Below are 20694 nucleotides of genomic sequence, written 5' to 3'. Positions count from 1 at the left end.
TGCGCAGGCTGTTCAGGCCAATTGGAAGCGCCCGGTGTTGGCGCTCAAGGCACGGCTGCCCTGGCTCAGGCTGTCCGCCGCCAGGTTCACCGCCCGCGCGCCATCCAATAGACGCAGCGCCGCTTGGTCCACTTGCTGGATATTGCTGCTGACTTCATCGGCGGTGCTGGCCTGTTCTTCCACGGCGGTGGCGATCTGCGCCAGGGTGTCGCTGACCCCCTGCACTGCATCGGCGATTTCCACCAGCCGCTGGCCCAGCCCGGTGACCGACTGGGCATCGCTCTGGGCCTGGCCGCACGCGGCCTCCATCAGGCTCACCGCTTCGTTCACGGTGCTGCGCAGGCTGTCCACGGTGGCGGCGATTTGCGCCGTGGACGACTGGGTGCGCTGCGACAGGCTGCGCACTTCATCGGCCACCACGGCAAAGCCGCGGCCCTGTTCCCCGGCGCGGGCGGCCTCGATGGCGGCGTTGAGCGCCAGCAGGTTGGTTTGCTCGGCCACCCCGCGAATGGTGTCCACCACCAACTGGATCTGCTGCCCCTGCTCGCTGACCCGGGCCAGGGCGGCGGCGGTGTCGTTCAGGCGCTGATTGAGCTGCTGGATACTGGCGGTGGTGCGCTGGCTGTCACGGCTGCTGTCGCTGGCGATGCGCCGGGTTTGCTGGGCACTGCCAGAGGCTTGTTCACAGCTGTGCGCCACCCCTTGGGAGGTGGCGGCCAGTTGGGTGGCCGCCGCGGCGATCTGGCTGATCTGTTGCTGCTGCGCCTCGACCTCGCCCAGGGCGCCACTGGAGTGGTCATTGAGGCTGCGCACCGCGTCGCCCAGCTGCAGGGTTTCGTGGTCCACGCCCTGCAGGCTGCTGCGCAATTGCAGCACCGCGACATTCAGCGCGGTGCTGATCGCGGCCAGTTCGTCGCGGCCCTGCACCGGCACTTGCAGGCACAGGTTGCCATCACGCAGGGCCTCGGCCAGCAGGGTGATGCCGCTGGCGCTGCGGCGGATCGAGGCTTGCAGGCAGATAAACAGGTACAACGCCGCCAGCACCAGGCAGCCCAGCACGCTGGCCACCAGGATGAACTGGCCCAGGGCGGCACCCTGGTAGTGCTCGAGGCGCGAGTCCAGCGCCGCCAGGGAGGCCTGGCGCATACTCGCGAGGTTGGCCAGCAGGGCGTCCAGGCCCTGCTCGAATTGCTCCGGCTTGAGGCTGATGCTGCCGCCGAACAGGCCGTCATCCAGCACTTTGAGCTGTGCGTCGAGCTGCTTCAGGCTGTCGTGATAGTGCCCGGCCCAGCCTTGCAGCTCGCTGGGCAGGCGACTTTCAAGCAGGCTGCCGGTCTTGCTCAACTGCTCCCGGGCATCGCCGATGCGGCTGCGCAGGTCGCGCAGTTGCAGGCGGCTTTGCAGGCTGAATTGGCCCGAGACCACCGAGGCCTGGCCAACGGCGGCCAGGCGCCCGACCCGCTCGATCAGGTCCGGCGCCTGCTGGGTGGAGATCTGCGTCAGCAGGTAGGTTTCCAGCCAGGGGGCGAGGGTCAGACGGTTGTCCATGGCGATCTGCTCGCGCAGCGCCTGCACTGCGCCGAGGGCGGAGGTGAAGCGCTCGTAGCCGTCCGGCCACCAGCCGACGCTGGCCAGGCTCTTGGAATCCAGGCCTTCCAGGGCCTGTTGCAGTGCCTGGTAACGGCTGAGGGTTTCGCCCTGGGCGCCGGCCTGGTGCAGGGCCGCGCCCAGTTCGCTGTAGGCCTGGAGCAGGCCGGGCTGCACTTTGTCGAACGCCGCCACTGCGGCCAGGGTGGCCGGGGTCGGTTGCCGGTTGGTCTCGGTGGCGCGCCAACGGGCCGCGCGATCACGCTGGGCTGCCAGCAGGTTGTCCAAGGCATCCAGGGCCTGCAATTGCTCCACCCCGGAGCGTTCGGTGGCCATCAGGCCGAGCTTGTCGCGGTAGTCCTGGCCAATGATCCACAGGCTGCCCAGCAGCGGCAGGATAAACAGCAGAAACAGCAGCTGGAATTTGCGGGCGAAACCAAAACGTCCCAACAGGCTGATGCCCGGTGCCAGAAATAGATGCATGCCCGACTGCTCCTCAGAACACCACGCACCTTGGGCGTGCAGCCGGGCGGCGGGCCCGGACTCTGTGTCCTTGTTAAAAGGCTGCGGAAAGTGTGCTCAAGGCACCAGGATCGAGCCGGTGCTGTAGCGTTACTTCCCATTTTCGGCGCCCTGGGTAAGGGCGCCGGGTTGGTGTGCCTGGGAGAGCAAGAATCAGACCATGGCGATGGGCTACTAGTCGGCTGGGTAAGTCGTTAGCTAGCTAATGGGATGGCGCGAGCGCACCTAAAAATGGCACATTGGCGCACCTGCACCTGTGCACCCACCCGTTGTACGGAAAATCCTATGGCTAGCAGCAATTCCCCGAGCGTCGCAACGACGGCTTCCAAGGCTTCGCAAAGCAGTCCCCTGGTCTTGCAGATCATTGGCGCGGTGGCCTTGGCACACCTGATCAACGACCTGATCCAGGCGGTGTTGCCGGCGATCTACCCGATGCTCAAGGACAACTACGGCCTGAGCTTCACCCAGGTCGGCCTGATTACCCTGACTTTCCAGCTCACCGCGTCGCTGTTGCAGCCCTGGGTGGGTTACTACACCGATCGACGGCCCCAGCCGTTCCTGCTGCCGGCGGGGATGATCTGCACCCTGGTAGGCATTTTGATGATGTCCCAGGCCGGCAGTTTTGCCCTGATCCTGCTGGCGGCGGCGCTGATCGGCATTGGTTCCTCGACCTTCCACCCAGAGGCCTCGCGGGTGGCGCGGCTGGCTTCCGGTGGGCGCTATGGCCTGGCGCAGTCGAGCTTCCAGGTCGGCGGCAACGCCGGCACCGCGTTCGGCCCCTTGCTGGCGGCGGCGATCATCATTCCCTTCGGCCAGGGCAATGTGGCCTGGTTCGGCCTGTTCGCACTGTTTGCCCTGGTGCTGCTGTACGCCATCAGTCGCTGGTACGCCAACCACCTGCGCCTGCACCAGCTCAAGCAGGGCCAGGCGGCGACCCACGGCCTGTCGAGAAATCGGGTGATCAGTGCCCTGGTGGTGTTGGGGCTGCTGGTGTTCTCCAAGTATTTCTACATGGCCAGCTTCACCAGCTACTTCACTTTCTACCTGATGGAGAAGTTCGACCTGTCGATGGCCAGCTCACAGCTGCACCTGTTCCTCTTCCTCGGCGCGGTGGCGGCGGGGACCTTCTTCGGCGGGCCCATTGGCGACCGGATCGGGCGCAAGGCAGTGATCTGGTTCTCGATCCTCGGGGTGGCGCCGTTCACCTTGCTGCTGCCTCACGTGGACCTGTTCTGGACCAGCGTCTTGAGCGTGGTGATCGGCTTTATCCTGGCCTCGGCGTTCTCCGCCATCGTGGTCTACGCCCAGGAGCTGGTGCCGGGCAATGTCGGCATGATCGCCGGGGTGTTCTTCGGCCTGATGTTCGGTTTTGGCGGGATCGGCGCGGCGCTGCTGGGGCGCCTGGCGGACATCCACGGCATCGAGCAGGTGTACTTCCTGTGCTCGTTCCTGCCGCTGTTCGGGGTGCTGGCAATCCTTCTGCCGCGCACTCGGAAAGCCTGATGGCTTGAGGCGGGGGCAGCGATAAAACCCCCGGGGCACTGCCGGCCCCGCGGGAGCAAGCTCCCTCGCCACACCTACAGTGCTGTCCTTACTAGGCCTCGTTTTTTTGCGTGTGCTTCAGCTGCCCTGGCGCCTGTGCCCGGCGTCCTGGCGGAAGGCATGGGGCGACTGGCCGCTCAGGCGCTTGAAGAAGCGCGAGAAGTAGGTGGGGTCGCTGAAACCCAGGTTATCCGAGAGCTGGCTGATGCTGATGTTGGTGTAGATCAGCGCGCGCCTGGCTTCCAGCATCAGGCGCTGGTGGATGATCTGCAGCGCGCTCTGCCCGGCCAGTTCGCGGCACAGGGTATTGAGGTGCACGCTGGACAGGCCAATGCGGTGGGCCAGGGCTTCCACCGTGGGATGCTCCTGATAATGCTGCTCCACCAACTTGATGAAGTGCCCCAGCAACTGCTGCTTGCGCTCGCTGCGGGTGCCAGGCACCACAGGCTGCTGGCCACGGCGGGCGATCCACACCAGCAGCACATTGACCAGGGAATGCAGCAGCAGCTCCCGGGCCGAGGCGCTGCCTTCGTATTCATCCAGCAATGCCTTGAACAGTGTGTTGAGGCTGTGCCGGTCACGGCCCACCTTGTAGCAGCCGGGGGCGGCGAGCACGGCCAGGGGGGCGCCCAGCTGGGTTTCCAGCTGAGCCACCAGCGCGGCGCCCAGGGTCAGTACATAACCCTCGATGTTCTCGGAAAACCGGAAGCCGTGGACCATCAACGGCGGCACCACCTGGATCGCCGCCTCACGCACTTCCTGGCGACTGCCTTCGACCTCCAGCAGCGCCTGCCCACGCTGCACATACAGCAGCTGGTAGAGGTCGGCATGGCGGTGCGGCTTGATCTCCCAGTGGTGCAGGCTGCTGCGTTTGGGGATGGATTCGCAGTGCAGCAGATCCAGTGCCGGCCAGGCCTGGTTTTCGCCGTAGAGCTTGAATACTGGAATGCCGGAGAGGCTGGCCTTCATGGCAAGCGACCTTTCTGACTGAGGGGCTGGAGTGCTCGATAATCGAACGCTATTTGCAAAAGTGCATTTTTTGGCCGGTTAATCACCATTTTCGCGGATTTTTCTCAGCAAAAATGCAGGGGTACAACAATAACCATAAATTCCAGCCGGCGCCTATGGCGTGACTGGAATGCCCTAGTGAGGCAACAACAATGAAGACTCAGGTTGCGATCATCGGTGCCGGACCTTCCGGCTTGCTGCTGGGCCAGCTGCTGCATCAGGCCGGTATCGACACGCTTATCCTTGAACGCCAGACCCCGGACTACGTGCTCGGCCGCATCCGCGCCGGGGTGCTGGAGCAGGGTACGGTGGACCTGCTGCGCGAGGCCGGCGTGGCCCGGCGCATGGACGCCGAGGGCCTGGTTCACGAGGGGGTGGAGTTGCTGGTGGACGGCAAGCGCGTGCGCATCGACCTCAAGGCCCTGACCGGCGGCAAGACGGTGATGGTCTATGGCCAGACCGAAGTCACCCGCGACCTGATGCAGGCCCGCGAGGCTTGCGGGGCGCCGATCATCTATTCGGCGGACAAGGTGCAACCCCACGACCTGCAGGGCGCACAGCCCTATATCACTTTCGAGAAGGATGGCCAGGTGCAGCGGGTCGACTGCGACTACATCGCCGGCTGCGACGGTTTTCATGGGGTGGCGCGCCAGAGCATTCCCCAGGAACTGCTGACCCACTACGAACGCGAGTATCCCTTTGGCTGGTTGGGGCTGTTGGCCGATACCCCGCCGCTCAACCATGAACTGATCTATGCCCAGCACGAGCGCGGTTTCGCGCTGTGCAGCCAGCGTTCCCTGACCCGCAGCCGCTACTACCTGCAAGTGCCGCTCGGCGATCGGGTCGAGGACTGGTCCGATGAACGCTTCTGGAATGAATTGCGCAAGCGCCTGCCGCAGGAGGTGGCGGCGGACCTGGTGACCGGCCCGGCGCTGGAGAAAAGCATCGCCCCGCTGCGCAGCTATGTGGTGGAGCCGATGCAGCACGGCAAGCTGTTCCTGGTGGGCGATGCTGCCCACATAGTGCCGCCCACTGGCGCCAAGGGCCTGAACCTGGCGGCATCCGACGTGTGCTACCTGTACCGCATTCTGCTCAGGGTCTACCGGGAAGGGCGCGTCGACCTGCTGGAAAAGTACTCCGAGCTGGCCTTGCGGCGGGTGTGGAAGGGCGAGCGTTTCAGCTGGTTCATGACCAACCTGCTGCACGACTTTGGCGAGCATCAGGACGCCTGGGCGCAGAAGATGCAGCAGGCCGATCGCGAGTATTTCCTCAATTCCCACGCAGGGCTGGTGAATATCGCCGAGAACTATGTGGGCCTGCCTTATGAGGAGCTTGATTGAGCCGGGGCAGGGCGGAGGTATCTGATTTGTCACAATTCTGTTTCTAAATGATATTCATTAGCATTACACTCCGATCCCTCTCTCCCTTAGTGCACCTTAAGGGTGCATTGAAACGACAAGGATCGTGTGCCAATGAAAGTCAGCTCCTGCCTGTTCCATACCCTGTTGCTGAGCGCCGGTGTCAGCCTTGCTGCCCCGGCGCTGCACGCCAACGAGGCCGACGAGGGCGTCGCGCCTGCGCCACTGGAACTGGATACTTCGTTCGTCACGGCCAGCGGTGGCGCCACCGATCTCAAGGATGCGCCGGCCAGTGTCAGCGTCATCACCCGCGAGGAAATCGAGCGCCAGCCGGTCTACGACCTGGGCACCCTGTTGCGTCGGGTGCCGGGGGTGACCGGCGGTTTCGGCCCGGTGGGCGAGCAGTCGAAGATCAAGCTGCGGGGGCTGGACGACAAGTACACGCTGATTCTGGTGGACGGCAAACGGGTCGGCAGTTCCGGCGACCTGAGCTATCGCCGTGACCTGGCGCGCCAGGACCTGAACTGGATCTCGCCGAACATGATCGAGCGCATCGAGATCGTGCGTGGGCCGATGTCGTCGCTCTATGGTTCGGATGCCATGGGCGGGGTGATCAATATCATCACCCGCAAGGTTTCGCGGACCTGGAGCGGTTCGGCCAGCACCAACACCACCGTGCCCAAGGATTCCGATCGCGGCCAGACCACCCAGTACAGCGCCAACCTGGCGGGCCCGCTGACGGAGTCCCTGGGGTTGCGCCTGGGGGCCAACGTGACTCGGAGGGCAGCGGACGAGGTGGAGGCACGGCGTGATGCCCAGGGCGAGTTCATCTACAGCGACGGTGCCGGCGGTTCCAAGGACCAGAGCATGAACGCCTTGCTCGACTGGCAGATCAATGACCAGCAGAGTCTGTCGTTCGAGGCGGTGCATGGGGTACAGCGTTCCTGGTCGTCGAAGAAGACCTTTGGCGACTGGGGCGACACCGTAGGGGGAGCCTTTGGCCCCAGTCGCCTGACTCGCGACAGCTACATTCTTTCCCACACCGGCGACTGGGGTTTCGGTACCTCGAAACTCGATGCCTACCTGAACAAGTACCGCAACGATATCGACTGGGGCAAGGCCAACTCCGAGGAGAAAATCGTCGAGGGCAGCCTCAATATGCCCTTCGAATTATTGCTGGATCAGCGGGTGACGGTGGGCGGGCAATGGAAGCGCGAGGAGCTGACCAATACCGACACCCTGGGCACCGTGCCAGTGGATTACCAGGGGGCGCCGGTCAGTGGTTCGACCTTGAAAGGGGACTACTCGGCGGCCTTTATCGAGGATGAACTGTTCCTGCTGGACAACCTGTCCCTGACCCTGGGCAACCGTTTCGACCACAGCGACAAGTACGGCAATCACAACAGCCCGCGGGCTTATGTGGTCTACCACCCGCACCCGGACTGGACCGTACGCGGTGGCGTGTCCAAGGGCTTTCGGGCGCCGAGCTTGAAAGAAGGCAGCGCTGGGGCGGCGACTGAATCCGGTGGCCGGGGCTGTGGTTCGCTGAAGCCATTGGGCTACACCAGCGGCAGTTGCTGGATGGCCGGCAATCCGAACCTGGCGCCGGAAATCAGTACCAACAAGGAGCTGGGGCTGTCCTTCGAACATGATGGCTGGGAGGCCGGCTTGACCTACTTCCACACCGACTTCACCGACAAGATCGAATACGGTCCGCTGGGCCAGTATCAGGGCCGTTGGTGGACCATGCTGGAAAACGTCGACAAGGCCCGCACCCGTGGCTGGGAAGGCACCGCTCGGGTTCCGCTGGGGGACTCCCTGAGCTGGCGCACCAACGCCACCTACATGCTGGAGAGCAGGAACCTGTCCACCGGCGAAGACTTGATCAGCTCGCCCAAGCTGTCGGCGTTCAGCGCCCTGGACTGGCAGATCAACGACCGAGTGAGCACCGAGCTATCGGCGCAGCATGTGGGCAAGCAGCGGGGGCTCGGCAATGATTTCGTGCAGTCGTACACCACCTACGACCTGACCGCGAACCTGGCGCTGACCAAGTGGCTGACCTTGAATGGCGGCGTGCAGAACCTGATGGACAAGGACCTGCGGGACGGTTCGACCAACTTCTATGTGCCCGGACGGGCGTTCTTCGCGGGGGCGACCACTTACTTCTGAGGTCGCTGGATAAAGCGGGGCATCAGCCCCATTGCCAGGCAATGGGGCTGAGGGGCATCAGACGTTGAAGCGGAAGTGCATCACGTCGCCATCCTTGACGATGTATTCCTTGCCTTCCAGGCGCCATTTGCCGGCTTCCTTGGCACCGGCTTCACCCTTGAACTGGATGAAGTCGTTGTAGGCGATCACTTCGGCGCGGATAAAGCCTTTCTCGAAATCGGTGTGGATCACGCCGGCGGCTTGTGGTGCGGTGGCACCGACGCGGACGGTCCAGGCGCGGACTTCTTCGACACCGGCGGTGAAGTAGGTCTGCAGGTGAAGCATTTCGTAGCCAGCGCGGATCACGCGGTTCAGGCCAGGCTCTTCCAGGCCCAGGGCCTCGAGGAACATGTCTTTCTCTTCACCGTCGTCGAGCTCGGCGATCTCCGCTTCGATCTTGTTGCAGACCGGAACAACCACCGCGCCTTCTTCTTCGGCAATGGCCATGACCACGTCGAGGTGCGGGTTGTTGTCGAAGCCGTCTTCGGCAACGTTGGCGATGTACATCACCGGCTTGGTGGTCAGCAGGTGGAAGCCCTTGATCACGGCTTTCTCGTCGGTGCTCATGTTCTTCATCAGGCTGCGTGCAGGCTTGCCTTCGGTGAAGTGAGCGATCAGTTGCTCCAACAGGGCTTTCTGAACGACGGCGTCCTTGTCACCACCCTTGGCGTTGCGAGCGACTTTCTGCAGTTGCTTCTCGCAGCTGTCGAGGTCGGCGAAGATCAGTTCCAGGTCGATGATCTCGATGTCGCGCTTGGGGTCGACGCTGTTGGAAACGTGGATCACGTTCTCGTCTTCGAAGCAGCGCACCACGTGGGCGATGGCATCGGTCTCGCGGATGTTGGCGAGGAACTTGTTGCCCAGGCCTTCACCTTTCGAGGCACCGGCTACCAGGCCGGCGATGTCGACGAACTCCATGGTGGTCGGCAGGATGCGCTTCGGATTGACGATGGCTGCCAGTGCGTCCAGTCGTGGGTCCGGCATCGGCACGATGCCGCTGTTGGGCTCGATGGTGCAGAAGGGGAAGTTCTCGGCCGCGATCCCGGATTTGGTCAGGGCGTTGAACAGGGTGGACTTGCCGACGTTAGGCAGGCCGACGATGCCGCAATTGAATCCCATGGTATTTCCCCTCGGATAAGAGTCAGGCCTTCTGGCTGTGCAGGTTTTTCATCGCCCGGTTCCATTCACCGGCGAAGATATCCGGCAGCACGCCGAGGGCAAAATCGATGCTGGCATCGAGCTTTTCCTGTTCGGCGCGTGGCGCACGACCCAGGACAAAATTTGAAACCATACTGGCAACGCCCGGGTGGCCGATGCCGAGCCGCAGGCGGTGAAAGGTATTCTGATTGCCGAGCTGGGCGATGATGTCGCGCAGCCCGTTGTGCCCGCCATGGCCGCCGCCGGTCTTGAGCTTGGCGACGCCTGGTGGCAGGTCGAGTTCGTCGTGAGCCACCAGGATTTCTTCGGGCTTGATCCGGAAGAAACCGGCAAGTGCCGCCACGGCCTGGCCGCTGCGGTTCATGTAGGTGGTGGGAATCAACAGACGAATGTCCTGACCCTGGTGACTGAAGCGCCCGGTCAGGCCGAAATACTTGCGGTCGGCGACCAGGCTGACGCCTTGCTTGTCGGCGACGCGCTCAACAAAAAGGGCCCCTGCGTTATGCCGGGTCTGTTCGTATTCGGTGCCTGGATTACCCAGGCCAACGATCAGTTTGATGGCAGTCACGATAGGGGCCCTTCTGTGGAGTGGTGGATGACATCGCCGCAACCGGTGCTACGGCGAAAGGGGACGACAAAAACTCGGTTGCCTTGCGGCTAACTTCGCGTTCTCGCCCGCTTTCTCGCTACGTTCCAGTCCGCGATGTGTTCCGCTCAACTCCCGCCGAGAGTGAAATTACTCTGCAGCGCCTTCAGCTTCTGGAGCAACACGTGGAGCGTGGACGTTGGCTACTGCCAGGTCGTTGCCGTGTGCCAGAGCGACGAACTCAACGCCTTTAGGGGCCTTGATGTTCGACAGGTGAACGATGGTGCCGATTTCAGCGTCAGCCAGGTCGACTTCGATGAACTCAGGCAGATCTTTTGGCAGGCAGGAAACTTCGATTTCCGACACTACGTGGGAGATCTCGCCGCCTTTCTTCACAGGAGCTGCTTCGTTGACGAAGTGCACTGGAACGATGGCGGTCAGTTTCTGGCCGGCAACTACGCGAACGAAGTCAGCGTGCAGCACGTGGCCTTTGGCTGGGTGACGTTGCAGGGCCTTGATCACGACGTTCTGCTTGGTGCCACCGACGTTCAGCTCGATGATGTGGCTGTAGGCAGCTTCGTTTTCCAGCAGCTTGGCGATTTCTTTGGCCAGCATGCTGATGGATTCAGGGGCTTTGTCGCCACCGTAAACAACTGCTGGAACCAGGCTAGCGAGACGACGCAGGCGGCGGCTCGCACCTTTCCCCAGGTCGGAACGCTGTTCAGCATTCAGAGTAAAATCGTTCATTGTGTATCTCCAAAATAACCACACTCGCCCTAGCGTTTGCGACCAGCGCTAAAGACGATATGGGCAAAAAAGCCCCGTCCCAACACAGGTTGGGACGGGGCGCTTTTCGTCAACGAGAGGTTCTGCCAGGGACTGACCCTTAGCGGAACATCGCGCTGATCGATTCTTCGTTGCTGATACGGCGAACCGCTTCGGCAACTACCGGGGCGATATCCAGTTGACGGATACGCGCACAGGCTTGTGCTGCGGCGGACAGCGGGATGGTGTTGGTCACCACCAGCTCGTCCAGCACGGAATTTTCAATGTTCTCGATGGCCCGGCCCGACAGCACAGGGTGTGTGCAGTAGGCAAAGACCTTGGCTGCGCCATGCTCTTTCAGGGCCTTGGCCGCGTGGCACAGGGTGCCGGCGGTATCGACCATGTCGTCGACCAGAATGCAGGTGCGTCCTTCGACGTCGCCGATGATATGCATCACTTCGGAGTGATTGGCTTTCTCACGACGCTTGTCGATGATCCCCAGATCCACGCCCAGGGACTTGGCCACGGCCCGTGCACGCACGACGCCGCCAATGTCCGGGGACACGATCATCAGGTTTTCGAAACGCTGGTCTTCGATGTCATCCACCAGAACCGGGGAGCCGTAGATGTTATCTACCGGAATATCGAAGAAACCCTGAATCTGGTCAGCATGCAGGTCAACCGTGAGTACACGGTCGATGCCGACTACGGTGAGCATGTCAGCCACGACTTTCGCGCTGATAGCCACACGTGCGGAACGCGGACGGCGATCCTGACGGGCATAACCAAAATAAGGAATAACAGCAGTGATACGAGTCGCCGAGGAACGACGGAAGGCATCAGCCATCACGACGAGTTCCATCAGGTTATCGTTGGTCGGAGCGCAAGTCGGCTGAATAATGAAGACGTCTTTACCGCGAACGTTTTCATTGATCTCGGCAGTAATTTCGCCGTCGGAAAATTTTCCAACAGAGATGTCACCGAGAGGGATATGCAGCTGACGTACGACACGCCGAGCCAGATCGGGGTTAGCGTTCCCCGTAAAGACCATCATCTTGGACACGCGCAGTACCTGAAGGCTGAGGGTATACCTGGATGAGTATAGGAAAATGGCAGGGGCGGCTGGATTCGAACCAACGCATGGCAGGATCAAAACCTGCTGCCTTACCGCTTGGCGACGCCCCTGTATCTGTTGCTTCGAGTGCCTGGCACTCGGTTCCTTTTAGAGCAGACTTTGCAGCTTGCGATGCAACATCGAAACGTTGCTTCCTTTGGCTACAAACCCTGTAAGGGTCTCTGTAAGAAGGGCCGAGACTTTATCAGCTTCAGCTTTGCTTGGGAAGCCCCCAAACACACAACTTCCAGTTCCAGTCAGTTTTGCTTCGGTAAATTTACCTAACAAATTCAATGCGTTACGTACTTCTGGATAACGCCTTGCGACTACCGGAAGGCAGTCGTTTCTGCTGTTTCCCTTGGGAACGGGGCGCACTTTAATGGGCGGCGTGTTACGTGTCAACAGTGGGTCGGAAAAAATTTCTGCCGTACTTACAGAGACTTGCGGCACCAGTACCAGGTACCAGGGTTCTTCCGGGTGTTCAGGGGTGAGTTTTTCCCCCACACCTTCGGCGAATGCGGCATGTCCGCGGACGAAAACCGGAACGTCGGCGCCCAGGGTCAGCCCCAGTGCGGCCAGTCGGTCCTCGTCCCAGCCCAGTTGCCAGAGATGGTTGAGGCCCAGCAGGGTGGTCGCGGCATTGGAACTGCCGCCGCCGATGCCGCCACCCATGGGCAGGATCTTGTCGATCCAGATGTCGATGCCGTGGGTGCAACCGGACTGTTCCTGGAGTTTTCTGGCCGCCTTGACGATCAGGTTGCTGTCGTGGGGCACGCCTTCGAACACGGTGTGCAGTTGAATCACGCCATCATCGCGTAGGGCAAAAGTGATTTCGTCGCCGTAGTCGAGAAACTGGAACAGGGTCTGCAGCTCGTGGTAACCGTCGGCGCGGCGACCGAGGATATGCAGCATCAGGTTGAGCTTGGCCGGCGAGGGCAGGGTCAGTTTTTCCACTGTCATGTCACTGCCCCAGCTTGCGCGGTTGCCATTCCTTGATCACCAGGGTGACGTCAAGGTCGCTGCCGTGCAGCTTGATGCGCTCGGGCAGCCAGTAGCCGTTCTGCTGGGAGTAGCCGCTGTATTCCACTTGCCAGCCGTCCTGTTCCAGGCTTGCCAGATGGCTGTCGCCGTCCAGGGTCAGGCGGCTCTTGCTGCCGGGCGCCGGCAAGCCGCGAACCCACCAGGCCAAGTGCGAGACCGGCAATTTCCAGCCCAGCTGTTCTTCCAGCAGGGTTTCCGGGCTGGCGGCTTCATAGCGGCCCTGGTTGGCCACTTCCAGGCTGACCTGGCCAGGGCGGCCGGTGAGGCGGGCGGCGCCGCGACCCAGCGGGCCAGACAGGCGGATGTCGTAGTAATCCTGGCGTTGCAGCCAGAACAGGGTGCCACTGCCGGAATCCTTGGGGGCGCGGATGCCGATCTTGCCGTTGATCTGCCATCCGTCGAGGCTGGTCAGTTGATCCTTGTGCAGGCGCCATTGCGCAGGGTTGCCCTGGCCCTGGACCGACTCACGGGCACCGAAACCGGCACAACCGGCCAGCAGGGCGATAAAGCTGAAAACGATAAGGTGGCGCAAAAACATGGTCTTAAAGAGTCTCTGATCCGGTCAGGCGTTTGATGGTGCCGCGCAGCACGGGGCTGTCGGGCTGATCCTTGAGGAATTTGCTCCAGATCTGCCGGGCTTCGCGCTGCTTGCCGTTGTTCCACAGCACTTCGCCCAGGTGCGCTGCCACTTCCTGGTCGGGGAAGCGCTCCAGGGCTTGGCGCAGCAGGCGTTCGGCCTCGTCCAGGTTGCCCAGGCGGAAATTCACCCAGCCCAGGCTGTCCAGTACGGCGGGATCATCCGGGGTCAGTTGGTGGGCCTGCTCGATCAGGGTCTTGGCTTCGGCATAGCGCGTGGTGCGATCCGACAAGGTGTAGCCCAGGGCGTTGAGGGCCATGGCGTTGTCCGGCTCGCGCTGAATGATCAGGCGCAAGTCTTTTTCCAACTGCGCCAGGTCATTGCGTTTTTCCGCCTGCATGGCCCGGGTGTAGAGCAGGTTCACATCGTCGGGGTACTGCACCAGGGCTTGCTGGATGACTTTCCAGGCGCGCTCGCCCTGGTTGTTCGCCGAGAGGGTCTCGACTTCGATCAGGTACAGCTGGATAGCGTAGTCAGGCTGGCTGTCGCGGGCCGCCACCAGGCGTTTCTGCGCCTCGTCGGTGCGCCCGTTGTTCATCAGGATATCGGCCTGGCGCAGTTGCGCCGGCAGGTAGTCGTTGCCCGGGCCGACCTGGGCATATTCGATTAGCGCGCCTTGTGGGTCGTTGAGTTCCTCGGCGATCCGGCCCAGGTTCAGGTGCGCGGAATCTTCATGGCTTTCCCGGGCGATCAGGTCTTCCAGGTAGCCCTTGGCCTCGTCCCAGGCCTTGGCTTCCAGGCACACCAGGGCCAGGGAATAGCGCAGTTCGTCATCTTCCGGGTACTGCTGGACCAGGCTGGAGAACTGGCTCTTGGCGTCTTCCATGCGGTCCTGTTCCACCAGCATGCGCGCGTAGGTCAGGCGCAGGCGCTTGTCGTCCGGGTACTTGCGAATGCTCTTTTCCAGCAATGGCAGGGCTTCCTTGCCGCGGTTCAGGCTTTGCAGCAGGCGCGCACGCAGCAGCAGCGGCGCCACTTCACCCTCATCCGGCGGGTTCTGCTCAAGCAGGCTCAGGGCTTCCTTGGCGTCACCATCCTGCTGCATCAGCAGGGCCTTGCCGAAGATCAGCTGGCTGTTGTGCGGGTGTTTCTGCAGCAGCCGGTCGAAGCTTTTCATCAGGCCGTTGCGGGTGTCCTGATCGGTATCGGCGGCCGACAGCGCGAGAAAATCGAAATGGGTATCGCCCTTGCCCTGTAGAACCTTCTCCATATAGACCATGGAGTCGTCATAGCGCCCGGAGCGCGCCAGCTGGATCGCGGCAGCGCGTTGCGCCTCGAGATCGTCCGGCGCGTTCTTGGCCCAGATCAGCGACGTGTCCAGGGCTGCCTGGTCGGCGCCCAGGTATTCGGCGATGCGGAAGGCGCGCTCGGAAATCCCCGGGTCCTGGGTGTTGATGGCCTGGGTCACGTAGTTGTCCAGGGCAATGTCGAAACGATTGCGTTGCCCGGCCAGCTCCGCACTCAACAGGCTGAAGACGGTGTCTTCGCTGAACGAGGAATAGACCTTGGGCTTTTCAGGGGCGGGGGTGCTGTCTTCCACCGGCGCGGTGGCGTCCGACGAAGTGGGTGCCCATGACTGGCAGCCACTGAGGAAGACAAAGGCAAGGAGCAACGCGGAGGATCTATTCATATAGGAAGAGGGCGACTAACCTGCGGTCGGAGCATCATGACACAAGCTTTCGGTCAAACATAACCGAGACTCAACGGGATGCCTCGGGGGCGGTCTATTAGGACAATAGTAGGCGGTAGTTGTTCTGCGTCTGTCGAAGTAGGACAATTGTCGGCTTCTCGACATCATCAGCGACCTTGAATGGCCTTCCTTGCACTCGGTATTAACCACAAGACTGCTTCCGTAGACGTCCGCGAGCGCGTGGCCTTTACTCCTGAGCAGTTGGTTGAGGCCTTGCAGCAGCTCTGCCGACTCACCGACAGCCGCGAAGCTGCGATCCTCTCCACCTGCAATCGCAGTGAGCTCTATATAGAACAGGATCATCTGTCGGCGGATGTGGTGCTGCGCTGGCTGGCGGAATATCACCATTTGAGCCTGGATGAGCTGCGCGCCAGTGCCTATGTGCATGAAGATGATGCGGCAGTTCGTCACATGATGCGGGTGGCCTCGGGCCTGGATTCCCTGGTGCTGGGCGAACCGCAGATTCTCGGGCAGATGAAGTCCGCCTACGCCGTGGCTCGCGAGGCCGGTACCGTTGGGCCGTTGCTGGGGCGGTTGTTCCAGGCCACCTTCAGCGCCGCCAAGCAGGTGCGTACCGACACCGCGATTGGCGAGAACCCGGTGTCCGTGGCCTTTGCCGCGGTCAGCCTGGCCAAGCAGATCTTCAGTGACCTGCAACGCAGCCAGGCGCTGCTGATCGGCGCTGGCGAAACCATCACCCTGGTGGCCCGGCACCTGCACGACCTGGGGGTCAAGCGCATCGTCGTGGCCAACCGCACCCTGGAGCGCGCCAGCCTCCTGGCGGAGCAGTTCGGCGCCCATGCGGTGCTGCTCTCGGACATTCCCCAGGAGCTGGTGCACAGCGATATCGTTATCAGTTCCACCGCCAGCCAGTTGCCGATCCTCGGCAAGGGCGCGGTGGAAAGCGCGCTGAAGCTGCGCAAGCACAAGCCGATTTTCATGGTGGATATCGCCGTACCGCGGGATATCGAGCCGGAAGTCGGCGAGTTGGACGACGTTTACCTGTATACCGTGGACGATCTTCACGAAGTGGTCGCGGAGAACCTCAAGAGCCGTCAGGGTGCCGCCCAGGCCGCCGAGGAACTGGTGAACATCGGCGCCGAGGATTTCATGGTGCGCCTGCGGGAGCTGGCCGCGGTCGATGTGCTCAAGGCCTACCGCCAACAAAGCGAGCGCCTGCGCGACGAAGAGCTGCAAAAAGCCCTGCGTCTGTTGAGCAACGGCAGCAGCGCCGAAGACGTGCTGGCGCAACTGGCCCGTGGCCTGACCAACAAATTGCTCCACGCCCCCAGCGTGCAGTTGAAAAAGCTGTCTGCCGAAGGCCGCCTCGATGCGCTGGCCATGGCCCAAGAACTCTTTGCCCTCGGTGAGGGCTCATCGGATAAAACCCCGTAATGAAAGCGTCACTGCTCAGTAAGCTGGACATTCTCCAGGACCGTTTCGAGGAACTGACCGCCTTGCTCGGCGATGCCGAGGTCATTTCCGACCAGACCAAGTTCCGCGCCTATTCCAAGGAGTACGCGGAGGTCGAGCCGGTCGTGGCGGCCTATCAAAAGGTGCTCAAGCTCCAGGCCGACCTCGAGGGCGCCCAGGCGCTGCTCAAGGACAGCGACCCGGACCTGCGGGAAATGGCCGTGGAGGAAGTGCGCGAGACCAAGGAACAACTGGCCGAGCTGGAAGGCGAGCTGCAGCGCATGCTGCTGCCCAAGGACCCCAACGACGGACGCAACGTGTTCCTGGAAATCCGCGCCGGCACCGGCGGTGACGAGGCGGCAATCTTCTCCGGCGACCTGTTCCGCATGTACTCGCGTTACGCCGAGCGGCGTGGCTGGCGCCTGGAGATCCTCTCGGAAAACGAGGGCGAGCACGGCGGCTACAAGGAAGTCATCGCCCGGGTCGAAGGCGAGAATGTCTATGGCAAGCTCAAGTTCGAGTCCGGTGCCCACCGCGTACAGCGTGTCCCGGCCACCGAGTCCCAGGGCCGTATCCACACCTCGGCCTGTACCGTGGCGGTGCTGCCGGAGCCGGATGAACAGGAAGCCATCGAGATCAACCCGGCGGACCTGCGCGTCGACACCTACCGCTCCTCGGGTGCCGGTGGCCAGCACGTGAACAAGACCGATTCGGCGATCCGCATCACCCACTTGCCCACGGGCATCGTGGTGGAGTGCCAGGAAGAACGTTCCCAGCACAAGAACCGCGCCCGGGCCATGGCCTGGCTGTCGGCCAAGCTCAACGACCAGCAGACCAGCGCCGCGGCCAACGCCATCGCCAGCGAACGCAAGCTGCTGGTGGGCTCGGGAGATCGCTCCGAGCGCATTCGGACCTATAACTTTCCCCAGGGCCGGGTCACCGACCACCGGGTCAACCTGACCCTGTATTCCCTGGACGAAATCCTCGCCGGCGGCGTGGAAGCGGTGATCGAACCGCTGCTGGCCGAGTATCAGGCCGATCAACTTGCAGCCTTGGGTGAGTAAATGACCATCATTGCCAGCCTGCTGCGCGCGGCCCAGTTGCCCGATTCACCGACCCCGCGCCTGGATGCCGAGCTGCTCCTGGCCGCGGCCCTGGGCAAGCCCCGGAGCTTTCTCCATACCTGGCCGGAGCGCATCGTGCCCAGCGAGGCCGCGCTGCTGTTCGCCGAGTACCTGCAGCGCCGGCGCTCCGGCGAGCCGGTGGCCTACATCCTTGGCCAGCAGGGCTTCTGGAAGCTCGACCTGGAAGTGGCGCCGCACACCCTGATTCCCCGCCCCGACACCGAACTGCTGGTGGAGGCGGCGCTGGAACTGCTGCCGGCAACCCCGGCCAAGGTGCTCGACCTGGGCACCGGCAGCGGCGCCATTGCCCTGGCCCTGGCCAGCGAGCGCCCGGCCTGGCAGGTGACTGCCGTGGACCGGGTACTGGAAGCCGTGGCCCTGGCCGAGCGCAACCGCCAGCGCCTGCAACTGGACAATGTGCAGGTGTTGAGCAGCCACTGGTTCAGCTCGATCCAGAGCCAGCGTTTCGCGTTGATCGTCAGCAACCCTCCTTATATAGCCGAGGCCGACCCGCACCTGGTGGCCGGTGATGTGCGCTTCGAACCGGAAAGCGCCCTGGTGGCGGGCCAGGATGGCCTGGACGATCTGCGCCTGATCGTCAGCCAGGCCCCGCAGCACCTGGATGCCGGTGGCTGGCTGATGCTGGAGCACGGTTACGACCAGGCCGCAGCGGTGCGTGAACTGTTGACGGCCCAGGGCTTTGTCGAGGTCCACAGCCGAGTCGACCTGGGCGGGCATGAGCGCATCAGCCTCGGGTGCCTGCCGTGCTGACCGATCAGGAGCTGTTGCGCTACAGCCGGCAGATCCTCTTGGCCCAGGTGGATATCGACGGCCAGTTGCGGCTTAAGCAAAGCCGGGTGCTGATCGTCGGTCTCGGCGGTCTGGGTGCTCCTGCGGCCCTGTACCTGGCAGCCGCCGGTGTCGGTGAGCTGCACCTGGCGGATTTCGACACCGTCGATATGACCAACCTGCAACGACAGATCATTCACGACAGCGCCAGCGTCGGGGTCAGCAAGGTGGATTCGGCCGTTGCCCGGCTGACTGCCCTCAACCCGGAAATCCGCCTGGTGCGCCATGCCCAGGCGCTGGATGCCGACAGCCTGGACGCTGCCGTGGCCGCGGTGGACCTGGTGCTGGACTGCTGCGACAACTTCGCCACCCGCGAAGCGGTGAACGCCGCTTGCATGGCCGCCGGCAAACCCCTGGTCAGCGGCGCGGCGATTCGCCTGGAAGGGCAGCTCTCGGTGTTCGACCCGCGGCGCGCCGAAAGCCCCTGCTACCACTGTTTATATGGGCATGGCAGCGAAGCTGAACTGACTTGCAGCGAAGCCGGAGTACTGGGCCCCTTGGTGGGTACCGTGGGCAGCCTGCAGGCGCTGGAAGCCTTGAAGCTGCTGGCCGGCTTTGGCGAGCCACTGGTGGGCCGCCTGTTGCTGATCGATGCCCTGGGTTCACGTTTTCGCGAGTTGCGGGTCAAGCGCGACCCGGCCTGCAGCGTGTGTGGAACACGCCATGAGTGAGGCTCCGATCGCGGTATTCGACTCCGGTGTCGGCGGCCTGTCGGTGCTGGCAGAGATTCAGCAACGGCTGCCCCAGGAGTCGCTGCTCTATTTCGGGGATTGCGGCTACATCCCCTATGGCGAGAAAACCCCCGAGTTCATCCGCCAGCGTTGCGGGTTGATGGCGCGCTACTTCCGCGAACAGGGCGCCAAGGCACTGGTGCTGGCCTGCAATACCGCCACCGTGGCGGCAGTGGCCGAGCTGCGCCGGGATTTCCCCGACTGGCCCATCGTCGGCATGGAGCCTGCGGTCAAGCCGGCCGCGGCCGCCACCCGCAGTGGCGTGGTCGGGGTGCTGGCCACCACCGGCACCTTGCAGAGCGCCAAGTTCGCCGCCTTGCTCGATCGCTTCGCCACCGACGTCAAGGTGGTCACCCAGCCCTGCCCGGGGCTGGTGGAGATGATCGAGGACGGCGACCTCAGCAGCCCCGCCCTGTGCCGCATGCTGCAAGGCTATCTCGAGCCGCTGCTGCAGGCCGGCTGCGACACCATCATCCTGGGTTGCACCCACTATCCGTTCCTCAAGCCGGTGCTGGAGCAGATGCTGGCGCCCGATATCAGCCTGATCGACACCGGCGCCGCAGTGGCCCGGCAACTGCGGCGGCTGCTGGATGAGAAACAACTGCTGGCTTCTGGGCCGGCCCGCGAGCCGCGCTTCTGGACCAGCGGCGATGTCGCGCACTTTGCCCAGGTGCTGCCGCTGCTGCTGCCGCAGACCGGCGCGGTACAAAGCTTCGATCTGTGAAAAATTCTCGGGTACCCACGGCTTGCAGCTGAACTTCTGCACGGGCCCGGGCTTCTATTGCCTGTCTAGTGGGTGGCAAGAAAACAGATAAATCAATCAGAAAAGGATGTTCTTGATGAAGCGACTATTTTGTCTGGCCGCGCTTGCGTCTGTGTTGTTGGGGCAGAGTTTTTCCGCGCAGGCAGCCGGTGTCGAGTTTGCCGTGGGGCAGACCAGCGATTCGACCCAGACCTATCGGCTGGGCCTGCAATGGGACTGGGACAAGAGTTGGCTGCAGAGCGATGTCGGGCGCCTGACCGGCTACTGGAGCGGCGCCTACACCTATTGGGATGGCGACAAGAAATCGAGCAATCACAGCCTGTCGTTCTCGCCGGTGCTGCTCTACGAGTTCGCCGGCGCCAGCATCAAGCCCTACATCGAGGCAGGGATCGGCGTGGCGGCCTTTGCCCACACCGTGGTTGAAGACAACAAGCTGGGTTCATCCTTCCAGTTCGAGGACCGCCTGGGCTTTGGTCTGCGCTTTGCCGGTGGGCATGAGGTGGGTATTCGCGCCACCCATTACTCCAACGCCGGTATCCGTACCCCCAACGACGGCGTCGAGAGCTACGCACTGCATTACACAATGCCGCTCTGAAGC

Annotated in this window: 18 protein-coding genes and 1 tRNA gene; 9 read left to right on the top strand and 10 right to left on the bottom strand. The window is 62.8% G+C overall.

Annotation, left to right across the window (positions count from 1 at the left end; translation table 11 throughout):
* Nucleotides 1-12 precede the first annotated feature (12 nt).
* A complete protein-coding gene (locus tag J4P02_RS25565) occupies nt 13-2070 on the bottom strand; it encodes a methyl-accepting chemotaxis protein (protein WP_426195548.1) in 2058 nt (685 codons plus the stop codon).
* Nucleotides 2071-2394: 324 nt separating this feature from the next.
* On the opposite strand from J4P02_RS25565, the gene J4P02_RS25560 reads away from it, so the two are divergent.
* Nucleotides 2395-3612, top strand: a complete 1218-nt coding sequence (locus J4P02_RS25560) for an MFS transporter (protein ID WP_426195546.1) — start codon at nt 2395-2397, stop codon at nt 3610-3612.
* 117 nt (nt 3613-3729) lie between these two features.
* Here J4P02_RS25560 and J4P02_RS25555 read toward each other — a convergent pair whose 3' ends face one another.
* Nucleotides 3730-4620 carry a helix-turn-helix domain-containing protein gene (locus tag J4P02_RS25555; RefSeq protein WP_426195544.1) on the bottom strand — a complete coding sequence of 297 codons (891 nt, stop codon included), beginning with the start codon at nt 4618-4620 and terminating at the stop codon, nt 3730-3732.
* 191 nt (nt 4621-4811) lie between these two features.
* On the opposite strand from J4P02_RS25555, the gene pobA reads away from it, so the two are divergent.
* The gene (gene pobA / locus J4P02_RS25550) at nt 4812-5999 is read left to right on the top strand and encodes a 4-hydroxybenzoate 3-monooxygenase (protein WP_426195542.1); all 1188 of its coding nucleotides are present in this window, start codon (nt 4812-4814) and stop codon (nt 5997-5999) included.
* Nucleotides 6000-6131: 132 nt separating this feature from the next.
* The gene (locus J4P02_RS25545) at nt 6132-8186 is read left to right on the top strand and encodes a TonB-dependent receptor domain-containing protein (protein WP_426195540.1); all 2055 of its coding nucleotides are present in this window, start codon (nt 6132-6134) and stop codon (nt 8184-8186) included.
* Between the two features lie 57 nt (nt 8187-8243).
* Here J4P02_RS25545 and ychF read toward each other — a convergent pair whose 3' ends face one another.
* From ychF to J4P02_RS25505, 8 genes are all read right to left on the bottom strand, one after another.
* Complete coding sequence (ychF, locus tag J4P02_RS25540; protein WP_426195538.1) at nt 8244-9344, bottom strand: redox-regulated ATPase YchF; 1101 nt, start codon at nt 9342-9344, stop codon at nt 8244-8246.
* A 22-nt stretch (nt 9345-9366) separates the two neighbouring features.
* Nucleotides 9367-9951 carry an aminoacyl-tRNA hydrolase gene (pth, locus tag J4P02_RS25535; RefSeq protein WP_426195536.1) on the bottom strand — a complete coding sequence of 195 codons (585 nt, stop codon included), beginning with the start codon at nt 9949-9951 and terminating at the stop codon, nt 9367-9369.
* A gap of 168 nt (nt 9952-10119) precedes the next feature.
* Nucleotides 10120-10716: a 50S ribosomal protein L25/general stress protein Ctc gene (locus J4P02_RS25530; protein WP_426195534.1), complete on the bottom strand. Its 597-nt coding sequence runs from the start codon at nt 10714-10716 to the stop codon at nt 10120-10122.
* Between the two features lie 139 nt (nt 10717-10855).
* Nucleotides 10856-11797 carry a ribose-phosphate pyrophosphokinase gene (locus J4P02_RS25525; RefSeq protein ID WP_003171603.1) on the bottom strand — a complete coding sequence of 314 codons (942 nt, stop codon included), beginning with the start codon at nt 11795-11797 and terminating at the stop codon, nt 10856-10858.
* 47 nt (nt 11798-11844) lie between these two features.
* Nucleotides 11845-11919, bottom strand: a tRNA-Gln gene (locus J4P02_RS25520).
* 37 nt (nt 11920-11956) lie between these two features.
* Nucleotides 11957-12808 (bottom strand): 4-(cytidine 5'-diphospho)-2-C-methyl-D-erythritol kinase, encoded by an 852-nt coding sequence (gene ispE / locus J4P02_RS25515; protein WP_426195532.1) that lies wholly within the window; start codon nt 12806-12808, stop codon nt 11957-11959.
* Between the two features lies 1 nt (nt 12809).
* A complete protein-coding gene (gene lolB, locus J4P02_RS25510; RefSeq protein ID WP_426195530.1) occupies nt 12810-13427 on the bottom strand; it encodes a lipoprotein insertase outer membrane protein LolB in 618 nt (205 codons plus the stop codon).
* Nucleotides 13428-13431: 4 nt separating this feature from the next.
* Complete coding sequence (locus J4P02_RS25505) at nt 13432-15156, bottom strand: tetratricopeptide repeat protein (protein WP_426195528.1); 1725 nt, start codon at nt 15154-15156, stop codon at nt 13432-13434.
* 180 nt (nt 15157-15336) lie between these two features.
* Here J4P02_RS25505 and hemA point away from each other — a divergent pair, with 180 nt between their 5' ends.
* The 6 genes from hemA (at nt 15337) to J4P02_RS25475 (ending at nt 20691) form a co-directional block, all read left to right on the top strand.
* On the top strand, nt 15337-16611 hold the full coding sequence (gene hemA, locus J4P02_RS25500) for a glutamyl-tRNA reductase (protein WP_047285350.1): 1275 nt from the start codon (nt 15337-15339) through the stop codon (nt 16609-16611).
* Nucleotides 16611-17693 carry a peptide chain release factor 1 gene (prfA, locus tag J4P02_RS25495; protein WP_426195525.1) on the top strand — a complete coding sequence of 361 codons (1083 nt, stop codon included), beginning with the start codon at nt 16611-16613 and terminating at the stop codon, nt 17691-17693. The genes hemA and prfA overlap by 1 nt, the downstream gene beginning before the upstream one ends.
* Complete coding sequence (gene prmC, locus J4P02_RS25490; RefSeq protein ID WP_426195523.1) at nt 17694-18524, top strand: peptide chain release factor N(5)-glutamine methyltransferase; 831 nt, start codon at nt 17694-17696, stop codon at nt 18522-18524. It begins immediately after the preceding gene.
* The gene (locus tag J4P02_RS25485; protein WP_426195521.1) at nt 18518-19273 is read left to right on the top strand and encodes a molybdopterin-synthase adenylyltransferase MoeB; all 756 of its coding nucleotides are present in this window, start codon (nt 18518-18520) and stop codon (nt 19271-19273) included. Before prmC ends, J4P02_RS25485 begins: the two co-directional genes overlap by 7 nt.
* Nucleotides 19266-20057 (top strand): glutamate racemase, encoded by a 792-nt coding sequence (gene murI, locus J4P02_RS25480; protein ID WP_426195519.1) that lies wholly within the window; start codon nt 19266-19268, stop codon nt 20055-20057. The genes J4P02_RS25485 and murI overlap by 8 nt, the downstream gene beginning before the upstream one ends.
* Before the next feature lie 115 nt (nt 20058-20172).
* On the top strand, nt 20173-20691 hold the full coding sequence (locus J4P02_RS25475; RefSeq protein WP_426195517.1) for an acyloxyacyl hydrolase: 519 nt from the start codon (nt 20173-20175) through the stop codon (nt 20689-20691).
* Nucleotides 20692-20694 lie beyond the last annotated feature (3 nt).

It is taken from the genome of Pseudomonas sp. NFXW11 (genome assembly GCF_049887815.1).
Taxonomy (GTDB): Bacteria; Pseudomonadota; Gammaproteobacteria; order Pseudomonadales; family Pseudomonadaceae; genus Aquipseudomonas.
This window is presented reverse-complemented; position numbering and strand designations above follow the sequence as displayed.

What these genes read in the sequence shown, in the direction of transcription:
- J4P02_RS25505 (WP_426195528.1), bottom strand. Translation starts at nt 15,156, where the DNA reads ATGAATAGATCCTCCGCGTTGCTCCTTGCCTTTGTCTTCCTCAGTGGC.
- J4P02_RS25565 (WP_426195548.1), bottom strand. Translation starts at nt 2,070, where the DNA reads ATGCATCTATTTCTGGCACCGGGCATCAGCCTGTTGGGACGTTTTGGT.
- J4P02_RS25560 (WP_426195546.1), top strand. Translation starts at nt 2,395, where the DNA reads ATGGCTAGCAGCAATTCCCCGAGCGTCGCAACGACGGCTTCCAAGGCT.
- J4P02_RS25555 (WP_426195544.1), bottom strand. Translation starts at nt 4,620, where the DNA reads ATGAAGGCCAGCCTCTCCGGCATTCCAGTATTCAAGCTCTACGGCGAA.
- ychF (WP_426195538.1), bottom strand. Translation starts at nt 9,344, where the DNA reads ATGGGATTCAATTGCGGCATCGTCGGCCTGCCTAACGTCGGCAAGTCC.
- prmC (WP_426195523.1), top strand. Translation starts at nt 17,694, where the DNA reads ATGACCATCATTGCCAGCCTGCTGCGCGCGGCCCAGTTGCCCGATTCA.
- lolB (WP_426195530.1), bottom strand. Translation starts at nt 13,427, where the DNA reads ATGTTTTTGCGCCACCTTATCGTTTTCAGCTTTATCGCCCTGCTGGCC.
- ispE (WP_426195532.1), bottom strand. Translation starts at nt 12,808, where the DNA reads ATGACAGTGGAAAAACTGACCCTGCCCTCGCCGGCCAAGCTCAACCTG.
- J4P02_RS25475 (WP_426195517.1), top strand. Translation starts at nt 20,173, where the DNA reads ATGAAGCGACTATTTTGTCTGGCCGCGCTTGCGTCTGTGTTGTTGGGG.
- pobA (WP_426195542.1), top strand. Translation starts at nt 4,812, where the DNA reads ATGAAGACTCAGGTTGCGATCATCGGTGCCGGACCTTCCGGCTTGCTG.
- prfA (WP_426195525.1), top strand. Translation starts at nt 16,611, where the DNA reads ATGAAAGCGTCACTGCTCAGTAAGCTGGACATTCTCCAGGACCGTTTC.
- J4P02_RS25530 (WP_426195534.1), bottom strand. Translation starts at nt 10,716, where the DNA reads ATGAACGATTTTACTCTGAATGCTGAACAGCGTTCCGACCTGGGGAAA.
- hemA (WP_047285350.1), top strand. Translation starts at nt 15,337, where the DNA reads ATGGCCTTCCTTGCACTCGGTATTAACCACAAGACTGCTTCCGTAGAC.
- J4P02_RS25545 (WP_426195540.1), top strand. Translation starts at nt 6,132, where the DNA reads ATGAAAGTCAGCTCCTGCCTGTTCCATACCCTGTTGCTGAGCGCCGGT.
- murI (WP_426195519.1), top strand. Translation starts at nt 19,266, where the DNA reads ATGAGTGAGGCTCCGATCGCGGTATTCGACTCCGGTGTCGGCGGCCTG.